This is a genomic window from Bacillus sp. FJAT-49711, assembly GCF_018343715.1.
Taxonomy (GTDB): Bacteria; Bacillota; Bacilli; order Bacillales; family Bacillaceae_C; genus Lederbergia.
Genome location: NZ_JAGYPL010000002.1, coordinates 1,277,526 through 1,294,019 on the forward strand (window position 1 = coordinate 1,277,526; position 16,494 = coordinate 1,294,019).

Sequence of the window (16,494 nt, forward strand, 5' to 3'; positions counted from 1 at the left end):
CTATTTAAAGCTGCCGTCGTTTGAATCCAAGATCAAAGGGAATCTGCCCCAGCATCTTTGGGTTGCAGATTCTTTTGTTTTATGTAAAGGAGGCTGGAAAAATGCAAATTCAAAACGAAACGAAAACAGCAGTTTTCCCACAAGCTAACCTTCCTCAAACAATAAAAGAAGGTGGAACATACACCGCTACAGTGACTGAAAAGCTGCCGAATAACGAAGCGATTGTACAGGTTAAAGGCCAAGACATGCATGTAAAGTTTGAGGGGAATATGCCTGATGCCGGGAAAATCACATTGCAAATAGTAGATGGAAAGCAGGAAATTCCTATTGTAAGGGCAGTTGCATCTCAAAATGCTGCTCCTACTCCTAACGCTGTGGCTGGCCAACCACTTCCAGAAAGTTTAAGGCAAGCCATCCAAGTACTAAACCAATATCATATTCCAATTAGCAGGGAAACACTGAACAATATAAGAGCGTACATAGAAAAGGGACCGGGCACCTCTGAGCAGAGGCTGGAAACCATAATTAGTATTGCAAAGAAGCAGCTTGACTTTACTCCGAAGCAAATTAATGCGGTACATGAAGCGCTGCACGGTCGTAAGTTGGGGGAAGTGTTAAATGAACTGGCAGCTGAGATAGATCAGGATTTTAAAATCCAAAATCCTTCTATTGTAAGAAGTGGAGTTAGCCATGTGAATCTTATGAGCAGTGTCCAACAAGGAAATACTACGTCCTCCGAGGTTAATGAATTGCAGTTTGCCATTCGTGAAGCTTTGAAGCAGGTGAGAACATCATCTAATCTTTCGAATGTTATTCAATTTATTAGAGGGATACTGGAGCTTCCTGCTTCAATACAGCAAGCAGTGGATAGGGCGGAACAGTTTCAATCCTCAGGCAGGGAGCTTGCTGCGAGGCAGGAATTGGCAACAGCGTTGAATGATCTTGTGGAAAATGAGCCACCTGAACAAGAAGCAGAATTTGCTTATCGAATGAGCAATGACATTTTATCAGCGATACCCGTACAATCCCGAGATTTGATCGTCACCACTATCACGAAAAAACTATCGCAGGCAGCACTCGATTTTAAGGACATTAAGCGAGATATATCCAATACTTTGCGTATGGCTGAAAATCTAATAAGGCAAGCCCCCATTCAAGCAAGGCCGTCCTTAGAGGCAGTGATCAAACAACTTGATAATGCGATCTTAAAAAGTGATTTCATGTTATACACAGATATGGGAACCGAGAAAAAGCTGATGCAAGCAAGTTCACAGCTGCATGAAGCCAGAAAACTTCTTGGAAAAGGAGAAATTTCAAAAGCTAGTGAAATTGTGAGCCAAGTGAGAAGCACAATGGATAAGTTAATATTCCAGCCATCGGATCAGCGTGTGAAACACTTCGTCTCAAATGAATTATTGAATTTGGAGCGACTTCCACTCCAAAAAGAATTAATGCGTTCATTTGAAGAACCTTACCAAACAATAAGACAAGAACCGACTGCGCGGCACGCTTTCGAATATATTAGGAGAATGGGACTGACATATGATTCGGATATTGCTCATCGCCTTGTTTCAGGAGACGTATCCCGGACAGAGGCAGAATCCTCTTTGAAAAATAGTTTGCTAAGACTGATTCAGGCTGAAGGGAATAATGCGGCAAGCCAAAAAGCGGAGCAGGCTTTGAACAATCTAACAGGGCAACAGCTTATGAGCAAGACGGATAGCTCTGGGCTGCAAACGATGTTATTCACACTTCCGATCATACTCCGAGATCAATTGGAGAATGTAAAGGTATTTTTAAAATCCAGTCAGTCGAAACAAAAAATTGACTGGGAAAATTGCAGCTTATACTTTTTGCTAGAAACAAAGCGAATGGGTGATGTCGGAATTTTACTGACAGCTGTTGATAAAACCCTGTCTGTTACGATTAAAAATGATCGAATCGGCTTCCAAAATAAAATGGAGCCTCTCGTGAAAACAGCAAAAGGAAGACTTGAGGAAATTGGCTATACAATCGGTGCCATACAATTTACAAAGCTAACACCTGTAGAAAAAGCTGACGAACATAAGGAACAAAGTAAAACCCCTAGTTTTACAGAAAGAGGGTATGATTTTTCGGTATGATGCCAACGTATTTTAATCAAAAAAATCGTCGTTTGAAAAATGGACCATCAGCAGCAGTCATACGGTACGATGAGTCACATGACAAGGCTCCCCAAGTTGTAGCTCACGGAACAGGCGCAATTGCTACGAAAATAATGGAGCTTGCGAATGAACATGGAATCATGATGCAAGAAGATGCTAATTTAGTAGGACACTTGTTGGATATTGATCTCGGTGACAATGTTCCGCCTCAACTGTACACCGTTATTGCAGAAATTTTACTTTTACTTGAGGAAATGGATCGACACTATTAAAAATTGCTCGCAATATCCGATATGAAATATGAATGGAGGCAGAAACGAATGGATTTTTTATCAAAAGAATTAATCTATCAAAAGACACCACAGCAACTTACTGCATTCCTATATGAAGCGTGCATTGATCATTTAAAAGAAGCGATCACATGTATTGAAACAAAAGATTATCCAAAAGCCAATACGAATCTACAAAAAGTGAATGATATAATCGAGCGCCTAGGAGTTGGATTGAATTACGAAGCAGGCATCATCGCGGACCAACTTGATACGCTCTATAACTATATGGCAAACGAAGTAATCTTGGGCAATTTGAAAAAAGACATCCCTATTTTACAGGAAGTTTTAAGCATAATGGAGCAACTGGCAAGTAGCTGGAACGAAGCGATGCAAATGGAAAATACAGAAGGACAGCGCGAGCGTTTTCGGAAAACAAGCGCCTATGAAAAAAATGTTATGGTCACAAACCGCGATTAATCGATGAAGGGAAAGAAAAACATGAGAATCAATCATAATATACAAGCGTTAAATGCATATCGAAATCTATCCCAAACAATGGCAAGCACTTCGAAAAGCTTAGAGAAGCTTTCATCAGGACTTCGAATTAACCGTGCTGCTGACGATGCGGCTGGACTTGCCATCTCCGAAAAAATGCGTTCGCAAATTCGCGGATTAGGAATGGCAGAGAGAAATGCGCTAGATGCCGTTTCTTTGATTCAGACTGCAGAAGGTGCATTAAATGAGACGCATTCGATTTTGCAGAGAATGAGAGAGTTGAGTGTGCAGGCGGCGAATGGGACGTTGGAAAATGATGACCGAGATTCTATCCAGCTAGAGATTGATCAGTTAATTGAAGAAGTTGATAGAATAGCTAAAAAAACTGAGTTTAATGGAAAAGTCCTGATTGATGGGACAAATACTGAGAATTTTAAATTCCAAATTGGTCCAAATAATGAGGATACATTGGAAGTAGAGCTGGATGGTATGACTGCCGATGAATTAAAAATAACTGGCCTTAAAGTTAATACTGCTGATGATGCTGGAAAAGCTATTGATACACTTGACGAGGCTATCAAACTTGTCTCCGACCAACGTGCAAAACTCGGTGCCTATCAAAACCGTCTCGAACACACAGTTACAAACCTGCAAACAGCAAACGAAAACTTAACTGCTGCAGAATCACGCATTCGTGACCTTGACATGGCGCTTGAAATGACGAACTTTACACGTAATAATATATTGAACCAAGCGGGACAAGCAATGCTAGCTCAAGCGAATCAATTGCCGCAAGGAATCTTACAGTTGTTGCAATAATATTTTATAGTTTCCTGCCTTCCTTGTAAGGGAGGCTGGGTAACTATTCATTGTGAATAATCAGTAGAAAATCTCAATGTTAAAATAGTAAAAAGAAGTCCGGAGTGATTTTCATGGAAGTGCGCAGAGTCGAAAAACCGGGAATTAACAGCGTGCAGAAAAAGGAACAGCAAGCAACAGAATCGGTTCGTTTTTCCGAAGTAATGGCTAAAGGGCGAGAAAATATCGTATATGAACGAATGGCAAAGCTTCGCCAAGATATCGAAGCGCAAGGCCAGAAACTTGCTAAATCACAAACAATTGAAGATTTTAAAAAATATAAGCAGCTTGTCAAATCTTTTATGGAGGACGCCGTCAAAAACGGATTGCAGCTTGAAGAACAGCGTGGTCTTGATTGGCGGGGGCGCACGAAAGTGTATAAAATCGTGAAAGAAGTTGACAAAAAGCTGATTGATTTAGCAAATACTGTCCTTGACAAAGAAGAAAAAGGGCTTGAAATCCTTAGCTTAGTCGGGGAAATACAGGGACTGCTTATAAATATTTACACTTAAAGAGGAGGGACCAACATGTCGGTCCAGCTACTCATAGAATCGATGGAAAAGCTGCTGATTTTGCATCAGCAATTATATGAAACAGCTATAGAAAAAACAGAAGTGATAAAAGCAAATGACATAAAAAGTTTGGACAAGTTGCTTCGAGAAGAACAGAAACTTGCCACATCCATTCAAATAGCAGAGAACAAGAGACAGCAGGCAACAGCGATTTTATCAAATGGCGATAAAGGAACGACCGTCTCACAACTTATTCAGAAACTGGAAGGTCTGGACAAAAATAAGCTTTCGGAATTACAAGAAAAGCTATCAAATGTGATATTAGAATTACAAGAAACGAATGCACTCAATCAGCAACTCCTACAATATTCATTACAGTTTATAAACTTAAATCTTGATTTACTTGCACCTGAACAGGAACTGCCGAATTATACAAAAACGCAAAATGAAGTAAGTGATAATGCAAATATCGGGAGATCGGTTTTTGATTCGAAAGCATAATATTTAAAGGAGGACAAGCGATGCGTTCTACATTTATGGGGCTTGAAACGGCGAAACGCGGCATGTATACACAACAAAGTGCCATATACGTCACTGGCCATAATATTTCCAACGCGAATACACCCGGATATACCCGTCAGCGCGTTAATTTTGAACAAACGACACCTTATCCCGCTGCATCTTTAAATCGTCCACAAATCCCTGGACAATTGGGAACGGGGGTTAAAGACGGAACGATTGAACGAATCCGTGATCGATTTGTCGATGAACAGTTCCGGGGTGAAAACAATAAATTCGGTTATTACGAGACATTAGCTCAATCAATCTCAAAAATTGAAGACGTTATGAATGAACCAAGTGATAACGGATTATCAAAAGCAATGGCACAATTCTGGCAATCGTTGCAGGATTTAAGCACAAATCCAGAAAACGAAGGAGCAAGAAGAGTTGTCATTCAACGTGGAACAGCGGTAGTAGAAACATTCCAATACATTTCCCGTTCATTAACAACACTGCGAAACGATACAAAAAAAGAACTGGATGCAACAGTAAGGGAAATTAATAACCTTGCTACCCAAATTGCTTCCATCAACAAGCAAATTAGTGAAGTTGAACCCCATGGGTATTTGCCAAATGACTTATACGATGAACGCGATCGTTTAATTGATCAGCTATCAAAGCTCGTGCCTATTGAAACTTCTGATATTCATTATGGTGGAAATTCTTTGTCCATCGCCGACGGAGGCAGAGATGTTTTCATCGTCGATGGTAATGGCAATAAAATAAATCTTGTACAAGGTAATGAAGCTTCAGAATTAAAAGATATTGATAATCTTGACTTACCTGAAAGCAAAGGGAAATTAGCTGCTCTCATCTATGCATATGGAAATGAAGATGATGCGACTGGTTTATATCCGGAAATTTTAGATCAGCTTGATAAATATGCGTATTCATTCGCTCAAGTTTTTAATGCTGTTCATAAACAAGGCTTTGATTTGAATGGAGAAGAAGGAATTGACTTTTTCTCTTTCACTGATCCAAATTCTTATAAAGGGGCTGCAGGTTCAATAAGCGTAGCCATAACGCAGCCTTCACAAGTAGCAGCTTCTTCTGTCGCAAATGAAAAAGGGAACGGACAAAATGCATTGGATCTCGGGAAAGTTAAAGATATCGTCGTTACAAATTCCAAAGTAACGATTGGCGGAGACACATTAGATCTTGAAATCGAATCCGGCACCTTACAATCCTTTTATGAGGGATTAATCGGTGAAATGGCCGTAAAAGGTCAACAAGCTAACCGTCTCCATTACAACACAGGAGTTTTGCTTAGCTCAGTTGAAAATAACCGCCGCTCAATAAGTGAAGTGTCACTTGACGAGGAATTTTCGAACTTAATTCAGTTCCAGCATGCCTATTCTGCATCTGCGAGAATGATTTCAGTCGTAGACGAAATGTTGGAAAAAATTATTAACGGCATGGGGATTGTCGGTAGATAAAGGGGTGTGAATCATGCGAGTAACAAATGGAATGATATCTAAAAATGTTATGAATAACATTAATCTAAGCTATGGTCGTCTTGATAAGCTATTTAATCAAATTCAGACTCAGAAAAAAATTTCCCGTCCATCTGATGACCCAGTTGTTGCGATGAAAGGGATGTTTTACCGAATGAATGTGCTAGAAGTTGAACAGTTTAAACGCAATTTTTCGGAAGCACATAACTGGGTGGAGACGACGGACTCCGCAATTGGGGAAGCAAGCAAGGTGTTGGAGCGAATTCGCGAACTGACCGTGCAAGCAAGCAACGAAACGTATGATGAAGGCCAGCTTGAGGCAGTCAAAGAAGAAATCGCCCAGTTAAAATCTCATATCAAATCCATTGCCAATTCAAAAGTTGGAGATAAATATATTTTTAATGGGACGGATACATTAACCCCGCCTGTAGATAGTGCAGGGAATGTTTCATTTAATTCGAAAAACGTTGAGTTTGAACTTGCTAAAGGAATATTTGTTCCAGTCAACCTGAATGGTGATCAAGTTTTTGGAGAAAATGGGGATGTTTTTAAGATGTTAGATGATCTTGAAACAGCACTCGGTAATGGTGATACACAAGCGATTGGTGGCTTTTTAGATAAAATAGATGCCAGTGCCAATAAAATGCTTTCAGCAAGGGCAGAGCTAGGAGCACGGACAAATCGATTAGATTTCATGGAAGAGCGAATTGATAATCAAGAAATCATCGCCAAACGAATCATGTCTGACAACGAGGATATTGATTTTGAAAAAGTAGTGATGGAATTTAAACAGCAAGAAGCGGTACATACTGCGGCAATGTCCGTAGGTGCACGCATCATTCAGCCAACATTAATGGACTTTTTAAGATAAGATAAAAGGGATGCTCTCTTGTTTGGGACATCCCTTTACTTTTACAAGAAGGGGCTTGGTACATGTGCAAATCCCACAAATTAGAATGGAATCTCAGTTTGCGAAAATAGGGATGGATACAGTGCCTGATAGACAATCGATACAGCAGCCAAATGCGGATCTTCATATCGAGCAGCCTCTTGCAGACATGAAAATGCGTACGATTCCTGGTCGGCTAACAATTGATCAAACGCAAGCATGGGAGGATATGGATATAAAAGGTATTTTTCAGCGAGTGAAGGAAAATGCTGCAAGGGGAAAGCAAAAACTAATGGAAGGCATTGCCCGAGTGTCTAGAGAAGGCGATGAAATGCTTGATATTCATTCAGGACGGAATATTTTAGTAGAACAAGCAAAGCGAAAAGCGAATCGGCAACCTGTAGACACGAATATCACTTGGGTTCCTTCTCCATTTTCTGTTAAAATTCATTATGAACCTGGTAAAACGGATATTCAATTCCAGACGAGAAAACCGATCATTGATGCGAGAGAGAGGAAACCAATTATTTCTTATACTCCGGGAGATGTTAATATTTATGTAAGACAACACAACAACCTTAAAATTGACTTTGTAAAATAAAAAGTGGAGCGTGAACTTATGAACATACAAACTAAATACCACGGCGAAGTCGAAATCGAAGAAAAGGATATTTTAACGTTTGAAAAAGGAATCCCGGGATTTCCAGATGAAAAGAAATTTACATTGCTGCCGTTGCCTGACATGAGTTCCGTTTCGATTATGCAATCAGTTGAAACAGCTGGGCTGGCTTTTGTGGTCGCGGATCCGTATAGTTTTTTTGAAAACTATGATTTTAGCTTGGATGAAAATACGGTGGAACAGTTGGGGATTGGAAGTGGTGCCGACGTGAGTGCATTCGTTATTTTGACTGTGCATGATCCATTCGAAGAGAGTACCGCCAATTTGCAAGCACCTATCGTAGTAAATATTAAAAAGAATACGGCGAAGCAAGTAATTCTAAATAACGAAAACTATCAAACAAAACACCCACTCTTCGGGCAATTGGCAAAGGGGTGACGAGATGCTCGTACTAACAAGAAAAAAAGGCGAATCCATCCAAATCGGCGACGACATCGAAATCACAATTGCTTCAATTAAAGGAGATCAGGTTAAAATAGGTATCAACGCTCCGAAAAATGTGGAAATCCATCGGAAAGAAGTGTGGCTAGATATCCAAGGCGAAAATACCGCAGCATCTGCAGAAGTTAGTGATCTGTTTGGGATTTTGGCGAAGGCGAAAAATAAAAAAGTTTAGATTTATTTTTTTATAAAAAAATATCAAAAACTATTAAACTTTCTCGAACCATGACGATATTACTAGTGAAGCGAATCACAGGGAGCGGCCGATCCTCAACATTCGCAAAAATAAACAAACGATTCACAAGGACGTGAGTCGCACATTCAAGGAGGAAAAAAGAATATGATTATCAATCATAATATTGCGGCGTTAAACACACATCGTCAACTTGGTAGTGCAACAAACGCACAATCAAAATCGATGGAGAAACTTGCTTCTGGTCTTCGTATTAACAAAGCTGGGGATGATGCAGCTGGTCTTGCAATCTCTGAAAAAATGCGTGGACAAATTCGTGGATTGGATATGGGTTCTAAAAACGCACAAGATGGTATTTCGTTAATTCAAACTGCTGAAGGTGCATTAAACGAAACACATAGCATTTTACAACGTATGCGTGAATTAGCTGTACAAGCATCTAATGATACAAATACAACTACAGAGGATAGAAAAGCTTTAAATGATGAATTCACAGAATTGAGAAATGAAATTGATCGTATTTCTGAACAAACTGAATTTAATACTAAGAAACTATTGAATGGTTCTGTATCATCAGTAACATTCCAAATCGGGGCAAATAGCACACAAACATTAACAGTTAATCTTTTGAAGATGGATAAGGTCGAATTAGGAATTGATTCAATTGCGTTGAATACTGGTACTGCAGGTGACATCTCTGCACATATTTCAACACTGGATGATGCCATCAATGAGGTATCTGACTTCCGTTCAAACCTTGGTGCGAATCAAAACCGCTTAGAACATACAATCAATAACTTAAACACTGCTTCAGAAAACTTAACCGCTGCTGAATCACGTATTCGTGACGTGGATATGGCGAAAGAAATGATGGAACAAACGAAGAATTCTATTCTGTCACAAGCCGCTCAAGCAATGCTTGCTCAAGCAAATCAGCAACCACAAGGAGTTCTTCAATTACTTCGTTAATATGGTTAAGTGAGCCAGCCAGGGAATATGCTGGCTCCTTTATAAAAATATCGTACCAATATTTTGGTACGATATTTTTATAAAGGCAATTTATTATTATAGGAGTGATTATCTTTGACCCCTTTTATTTCACTTTGTATGATTGTAAAAAACGAAGAAAAGGTATTGAAACGTTGTCTAGAATCCATACACAACCACGTAGACGAAATAATAATAGCAGATACTGGTTCAACAGATTCTACTAAGGAAATTGCTAAGCTGTATACAACTAATATATATGATTTTGACTGGATTAATGATTTTTCAGAGGCTAGAAATTTTGTTCAATCCAAAGCCAAAGGGCAATGGATTATTTATTTAGATGCAGACGAATATGTAGATAATGAAAATCTAAAACAAACAATACAACATCTAAGAGAATCTGAGGAAACAATTAACTATGATGCTTATGTTGTTACCCAAATAAATTTCGTCGGAAATGTCGGCGGTAATGTAGGACAGTGTCCAACGATTAGAATATATAAAAATGATTCTAATATTTATTTTCATAGAAAAATTCATGAACAATTATTTAAAAAAGAAGGGCAGCTATCAATTGGGTTTTTAGGATTAAAAATTTATCACTCTGGTTATTTATCTGATACAACAGAAGGGAAAAATAAAAACGATAGAAATGTAAAATTAATTAAAAAAGAAATTAATAAAAATAATAAAAATGGTTTTGACCATTTCAATTTAGCCAATGAGTTTCTAACCCAATGGAAGATAGAAGATGCGTTATCTTCCTACAGAAGGTCTTTTCAATTAAAAGGATCAATTGACAAATTGTGGGTACCAATGGCTGTTGAAAGAATAGTCTTCTGTTTAATCGAATTAAAGAGGTATTCTGAAGCTTTAGATGTCATAAGTGGGGCAATAGATCAATGGCCTAATGTGGCAGATTTTAGAAGTCAAAGGGCATTGATTTATTTTAAGCAATATCGCTTTTTTGATGTTGAAAATGAGTTATCCCCACTTATTAATGAAAAGCATAAATATACTACAGTACAAAGTTTAAGTTATCTTGATTATTTGCCGAACTATATTTTAGGTAGAATAAATGAATTAAATAACAATTTATCAGAATCTGTTTATTACTATGCTCAAGCATTAAATTTTAATGATAAAGATATAGAAACGTTACAACCTTTCTATAAATTATTGTTAAAAAATGAATCTGAAGAAAAATTCACAGATTTTATTGATAATAGCACTTTAATGGAAAATGAAATGAACAGAATTTATTTCTTGAAAATTCTTCTAGATGCTGGTGAAGTTAATATAATTGAGTATTATTTAAAAAGATGGGGCATTAACCCTTCCACTGGATTTAAATTCAAAATGAATATCTCAAAAAATAGGTATAATTTTGCCAGATCTCTTTTAAATAAAAATTCCATTAGTAACTTTATTGCTGAAGGTTGGACAGATTCCTATGATATCCTGCTGTTAGCCCTTCAACTTAATAAAAAAGATATTTTTTATCAATTGTTAGATGAAGATAAAGAATTAAAGTGTATGCAAATATTATTTGATGAAGGTTTTAATGTGGTAAAAGTAGAAAAACTAAAAAATCATCTTTTAATATTAATAGATCGTTGCATCATTCTAAAGAAATATGAAATAATTGACAAAATTATTGAAATTGCTTATAAGTATTCCCTGCATATAGATATTGGGAATTTATTCTATAAACATGGCTTTAAAGAAATTGCAGTTGATTTATATGGTCAATTAGGGGACACGCAGTTGTTTGACAATCAATCTTATGTAAATATCATTGATTGGTTCATTCAATTGGATAATGTTGAAGAAGCCTTACTATGGGCATTTACGGCAATAGAACAAAATAATAATGATTTTAGAATTTATAATGCAATACTCCAACTTTTAGAAAATAGAAATGTGGCAATAGATATTGTTGAAGTAGTAGAACTAGCTTTAAAACATTATCCAGATTCTAATTATTTGCAGAGGTTAATTAGTTCTAAACAGTTAATGAATAAATAGTTTGAATTAAATTTAATATCTAGAATTTATTGAACACCTATTTACGAGGTTCCAGTCAGTTTAAAACTATCAGGAATCTTGAACTGGTGTTCTTTCTTTCCGACTAATAAAAGTGAATTATTTTCGGATAAGTCACTTTTATTGAGCTTATGTTTATGTAGGAGGATTTAAATGAAAGATTTAATTAGTGTAATTGTTCCAATGTATAATACTGAGGTCTATATAGAAAAAACGATTCAATCTATCGTAAATCAAACTTATCAAAATCTTGAGATTATCCTTATTAATGATGCTTCAACAGATAAAACAAAGGAAATTGCAATTAAATATGCTGATAAGTATCCTTGGATAAAATTAGTTAATCAAGAATTTAATAAGGGAGTATCAGCTGCTAGAAATTTAGGTTTAAAAATAGCGAAAGGAAACTATATTACCTTTGTAGACTCAGACGATTTATTGACAAAACAAGCGTTGGAAATACTTTATGATACTGCAAAGGAAAATGATGCAGACCTAGTTTTGGGATTATATAAAAACTTTTCAAAGGAAGGTACAAGAATAGGAAATATATATAAGCAATTTAAAAGCCTAACGAAAAAAGGAAGAATATTTACCTTTACAAATCCAGAGATTTTTTCTCATGTATACATTGTGGGGAAACTTTATAAAAAAGAATTAATTGAGGAAGTTTCATTTCCAGAGGGGATATCATATGCTGAAGATCAGCCATTTACAATATACTCTTATCTGAATGCCAAAAGGATTTTTGTTGCTCCATCAGTAGTTTATTATTACAGGGAAAGAGAAGTGGGCGAATCAGCTACACAATTAGCAGTTAAATATCCATTAAAAAATCTGCAGTCAGTATTTGATTCTTTTCAAATAGGTCGAAAATATGTTGATGGTTTTCTACCAGATAAAGATAATTATGCTTTATTATTATATTTAAGTAGGGTATTAGAAGGAAGTATAAGATTTATATTTGAGGGCGCTATAATGTTAAATAATCAAACAGTCCTTAATATATTTATCGAAATGTTAAATGGCTGGATAGAAAAACTAGATGATTTTATGATATTAGGTACAGATAGTTTCCAAAAGGTCTTTTTTGATAATGGGGAGTTGTACATGAAGTATTTTAATTCAGAAAATCAACGACTTTATATTCAATTATTAAGGCTCATCAGGGATAAAAAGAATCAAGGAAATATTGATTATAAATACGAAAATAAAACTAAAAACTATTTTATTGATTTGTTTTTAAAAGAAATTAACCCTTTCCTTGTTAGCTGTAATATAGTAACAGAAAATGATTACTCTGTTTGTTATCCTACTATACATTACTATAGTAAGGAACAAGGAAAAGTCACTATTCATTTTTATTTAGTTGAGAATATGAAAACAACTTTAATGAAAATTTCTATGGTTAAAGAAAATGACAATTGGTCATTTGGTGAACTAAAAATTAATAACCAGAGCCAAATACGGAAAACTAAAATTAGTAAGAAAAAACCAAAAATTTTACTTACATATAGGGAATTTAGTGGATGTAATACTTTTGCTTTATACAAATCAATTCCACCTTATATTACGAAGGAATTTGAAGTGGATTTTGTTTCTGGAAATCGTATGTCTTTGGATTATGTTGGTAAGGTATTGGAAAGTGATATCATAGTTACAACAAATATGGAATACGGTTTTGATAAGTTTGGGTTTAATCCCGAAAAGATTGTTATTGATTTATGGCATGGATTTCCGTTAAAAAAAATGTTTTATGAAGATCCATATTACCGAGATAAAAGTTCAATTGCTCCTTATTGGAAACAGTTTAATTATCTATCTTCATATTCAAATCTATATAATGAAGTAGTAAATAAATGCATAAATGTTGATCCGAATAATTTTTTTATCACTGGAGCACCTCGTAATGACTTTTTATATGTAAAGGACAGTAGGAAAAAGTTATTTAACTTATTGGATAAGGAAGATAAAGGCCAAAAGATGATAGTATATATGCCTACCTTTCGTCTTTCAGATCAGAAAAAAAGTATAAAAGATATATATAACATTTTTGGATTTGAAGAGTTTGACTTTAAACAATTTACAACATTCTTAGAAGAAAATAATTTTGAGTTGATAATTAAAGCTCATCCCATATTTGGTCAAGATTTTGAAAAAGTGCTGGGGGAGAATACGTGTGTGTCACTAATTAAATCAAATGATCTAATGAATAGTTACGTTGATTTTTACGAAATTTTGGGGGCTGCAGATTTATTAATAACTGACTATTCTTCGGTTTACTTTGACTATCTTTTATTGGATAAGCCAATTATTTTTACACCGACAGATTTAGAAGAATATCAGGTTGAAAGAGGGTTTATATTAGATTCTTATGAACAATGGACACCAGGTCCAAAAGTAATAACGCAATTAAAATTGCAAAATGAAATTTTAGGATTTAAGAATAATACCTTGAAATATAAGGATTTTCGGAATCAGATTAAAAATAAGGTGCATTATTATAAAGATTCAAACTCTAGTGAAAGAGTATGGGAGTTTATCTCCTCCCTTAACAAACGGGATAACTAGCTGTATGTTTTTTTATTTTATTTTCAAAAACGGTACCGGGAAAATTTGAAAAGCTGAAAATGGACAAGTCAACAGTAAATGACTTTCAAGATAAAAATAATGTTTATTTTATAATATCCCAAGGGTTCGCATAAACATAGAAGAAAATTTCACCTCAAAAATAGAAGGTAGAGTTCTAGAGTATCTATCTTTACATGAATACTCTATATTTTAGCTAAATTTATTTACATTAATGTACTTTTATAGGTTGTTTTAAAAATAAAAGGTGGTCATATATAGTGAAACTAAGCAAAAGGGAAATCGCATCAGTGGTGGTAATGATAAACGATATATACGAAATATTAAACCGTAAAACGAATAAAGATATTGAATCTGAGAAGGTTCTGCCAGTTGTTGCTAAAGTTTGTATTAAATTGCATCCTTTATATAAAGATAATTCTTTTTTTATCTCACTATTTAAATTTGTTAATGAATTATTATTACTTAAAAATGAAACATCACAAATTGACACTACGAATCAAATGAATAATAAAGAAAAGTATAAATTATTATCATTACTTGAGCAATTTGAAAATTCACTGATTGAAAATGCCCAGTTTCATATATACTTTTATAATTGTACAACGAAGGATATTAAAATAAAATTGGGACTAGTGCGTTCAATTGGGGAATTTACTATATATGCAAATCTGTTGGATACAATGTCGTCGATTAAAGAAGAATTTCAAGTTTTTTCGGTACTAATTTATTCAGGGCAATTGTCAAAGCAGGAACTTGCTAATTTTGATTTTAGTTTTCAAAAGGGTGAAATAATAGAATCACTAGACAAACTAAACAATGAGTATAAAAATCTTGATTATTATAGACATGATAGGTTGTATCTTGAGGCTAAGTTAGAAAGTTTAAAGATAAGACAAGATATTCAGATTTTACTTTCGGGCTCATCATATACTATGTGTGGACTTTTCGAGGAGCATATGCCACTGCCTGCTCGGAATGTAGCAGTTGATGCTCAAGATTTATACTATACATTAAAAACCATACGGACTGCACTTGCCTATAATAGGAATATAAGATACTGTATTGTGTCATTTGCTTATTATTTTTGGGGCTACGACTTATCACTTTCAACATCTATGTACCAATACAAGCGTATTACCGAAGTGAATTATCCTATATTTAAGGACAAGCATAATTTTCCTGGGAATCCGGATGTGGAAATGAATATTATTTCCACAAGTATTACACCTATTAAAAGAAGACTTTTCCAATATAAATCCTTGGAAGAACTATTGATAGAGAAAGTAAAACTATCCTATAAGGATTCACGTTACTATCCTTATTCGCGCACTGAAAGTGAAACTCTAAAACATGATGAAGCAACAAATTTAGAGTTTGCACAAAAGAGAGCCACAAGCCATAATAAGTTTTTTAAGTATATGAATACCGTTCAAGAGAATCTAAAGCTGTTCGATGATTTTGCTGAAGAGATGGAAGAGTTAGGAGTAAAACTTATTTTGTATACACCTCCTGTTACTGAGTATTATCGAAAAAGTATCGATCCTAAGCTAATTTCTGGTTTTTATTCATGTATGAATCCTTTAAAGCAAAAGTATAATTTTAAATTAATAGATTTATTCCAATCAGATACTTTCAATAATGCCGATTTCGTAGATTACGATCACCTAAATGATTATGGAGCGAAAAAGCTGGCAGAAATTTTGGTGAAAGAGCTAGATTTTTAAAAAAATAGGTAGGCTATTTTTAAACGGATCAAAGAGTTGCCACTTATCCTAAAAAAGTACGTTCTTATCGTTTAGCTAATAGAAAAAAGATGTATGGTGCCTATTCTGCTGTAGCTAACGGTCAACCAGTTTTATCAGAGTATCAACGATTAAAACTTCTTCAAATAGCTTCGATAAGCTTCGAATCAATTGCTCAAAAGTGAATGGCGTATCAGGCATAAAGTTTATCGATTTACTACAAAAAATGCAAAGTACAGTATGAAAACTACTATCTCGGAAAGTAATACGGTACAATATTTAGATAACAAGTTTGCGACGGGAACGATCTATTATTACAAGATTCGTCCATATAGGGTAGTTAGCGGAAAGAACTTATATGGATCATATTTAGTATAACTAATGGAAAACCTGTATTAAATCCTTCTTTTAAACTAATAGCCAAAAATGTATCGTTGACCTCAAACAAACTTTCATGGTTTGAGTCAGCAAGAGCGTCTGGGTATGAAGTATATAGGACGATAACAGAAAATGGAAAATAGAGGTTTGAACTCTTAACGGTAAGGCGGTAAGCTTTACAATAAAAAATTAAAAAAACGAACAATATATTATTACAAAGTTCGTGCATACTGCTTAGTAAATAAGAA

The 16,494-nt window shown here is 35.2% G+C and carries 15 protein-coding genes; all 15 read left to right on the forward strand.

What is annotated here, in order from left to right; genetic code table 11:
* Positions 1 to 101: 101 nt before the first annotated feature.
* The 15 genes from KHA96_RS13440 (at position 102) to KHA96_RS13510 (ending at position 15,850) form a co-directional block, all read left to right on the forward strand.
* Positions 102 to 2,123 (forward strand): hypothetical protein, encoded by a 2,022-nt coding sequence (locus KHA96_RS13440; protein WP_213129768.1) that lies wholly within the window; start codon positions 102 to 104, stop codon positions 2,121 to 2,123.
* Positions 2,120 to 2,416, forward strand: a complete 297-nt coding sequence (locus KHA96_RS13445; RefSeq protein ID WP_213129769.1) for an EscU/YscU/HrcU family type III secretion system export apparatus switch protein — start codon at positions 2,120 to 2,122, stop codon at positions 2,414 to 2,416. Before KHA96_RS13440 ends, KHA96_RS13445 begins: the two co-directional genes overlap by 4 nt.
* A 48-nt stretch (positions 2,417 to 2,464) precedes the next feature.
* Complete coding sequence (gene fliS, locus KHA96_RS13450) at positions 2,465 to 2,893, forward strand: flagellar export chaperone FliS (RefSeq protein WP_213129770.1); 429 nt, start codon at positions 2,465 to 2,467, stop codon at positions 2,891 to 2,893.
* Between the two features lie 21 nt (positions 2,894 to 2,914).
* A complete protein-coding gene (locus tag KHA96_RS13455) occupies positions 2,915 to 3,730 on the forward strand; it encodes a flagellin N-terminal helical domain-containing protein (RefSeq protein WP_213129964.1) in 816 nt (271 codons plus the stop codon).
* A gap of 113 nt (positions 3,731 to 3,843) precedes the next feature.
* Positions 3,844 to 4,281 carry a YaaR family protein gene (locus KHA96_RS13460; protein ID WP_213129771.1) on the forward strand — a complete coding sequence of 146 codons (438 nt, stop codon included), beginning with the start codon at positions 3,844 to 3,846 and terminating at the stop codon, positions 4,279 to 4,281.
* A 15-nt stretch (positions 4,282 to 4,296) separates the two neighbouring features.
* On the forward strand, positions 4,297 to 4,782 hold the full coding sequence (locus KHA96_RS13465) for a flagellar protein FlgN (protein WP_213129772.1): 486 nt from the start codon (positions 4,297 to 4,299) through the stop codon (positions 4,780 to 4,782).
* A 20-nt stretch (positions 4,783 to 4,802) separates the two neighbouring features.
* The gene (flgK, locus tag KHA96_RS13470) at positions 4,803 to 6,278 is read left to right on the forward strand and encodes a flagellar hook-associated protein FlgK (protein WP_213129773.1); all 1,476 of its coding nucleotides are present in this window, start codon (positions 4,803 to 4,805) and stop codon (positions 6,276 to 6,278) included.
* Positions 6,279 to 6,291: 13 nt separating this feature from the next.
* Entirely contained in the window at positions 6,292 to 7,167 is an 876-nt protein-coding gene (gene flgL, locus KHA96_RS13475) for a flagellar hook-associated protein FlgL (RefSeq protein WP_213129774.1), read from the forward strand.
* 85 nt (positions 7,168 to 7,252) lie between these two features.
* Positions 7,253 to 7,786, forward strand: a complete 534-nt coding sequence (locus tag KHA96_RS13480; protein WP_249315513.1) for a DUF6470 family protein — start codon at positions 7,253 to 7,255, stop codon at positions 7,784 to 7,786.
* A gap of 18 nt (positions 7,787 to 7,804) precedes the next feature.
* Positions 7,805 to 8,242, forward strand: a complete 438-nt coding sequence (fliW, locus tag KHA96_RS13485) for a flagellar assembly protein FliW (protein ID WP_213129776.1) — start codon at positions 7,805 to 7,807, stop codon at positions 8,240 to 8,242.
* A 4-nt stretch (positions 8,243 to 8,246) separates the two neighbouring features.
* Entirely contained in the window at positions 8,247 to 8,480 is a 234-nt protein-coding gene (csrA, locus tag KHA96_RS13490) for a carbon storage regulator CsrA (protein WP_213129777.1), read from the forward strand.
* A gap of 165 nt (positions 8,481 to 8,645) precedes the next feature.
* On the forward strand, positions 8,646 to 9,467 hold the full coding sequence (hag, locus tag KHA96_RS13495) for a flagellin Hag (protein ID WP_213129778.1): 822 nt from the start codon (positions 8,646 to 8,648) through the stop codon (positions 9,465 to 9,467).
* Between the two features lie 114 nt (positions 9,468 to 9,581).
* A complete protein-coding gene (locus KHA96_RS13500; protein ID WP_213129779.1) occupies positions 9,582 to 11,516 on the forward strand; it encodes a glycosyltransferase family 2 protein in 1,935 nt (644 codons plus the stop codon).
* Positions 11,517 to 11,687: 171 nt separating this feature from the next.
* The gene (locus KHA96_RS13505) at positions 11,688 to 14,105 is read left to right on the forward strand and encodes a bifunctional glycosyltransferase/CDP-glycerol:glycerophosphate glycerophosphotransferase (protein WP_213129780.1); all 2,418 of its coding nucleotides are present in this window, start codon (positions 11,688 to 11,690) and stop codon (positions 14,103 to 14,105) included.
* 278 nt (positions 14,106 to 14,383) lie between these two features.
* Positions 14,384 to 15,850 carry an SGNH/GDSL hydrolase family protein gene (locus KHA96_RS13510; RefSeq protein WP_213129781.1) on the forward strand — a complete coding sequence of 489 codons (1,467 nt, stop codon included), beginning with the start codon at positions 14,384 to 14,386 and terminating at the stop codon, positions 15,848 to 15,850.
* The last annotated feature ends 644 nt before the right edge of the window (positions 15,851 to 16,494 follow it).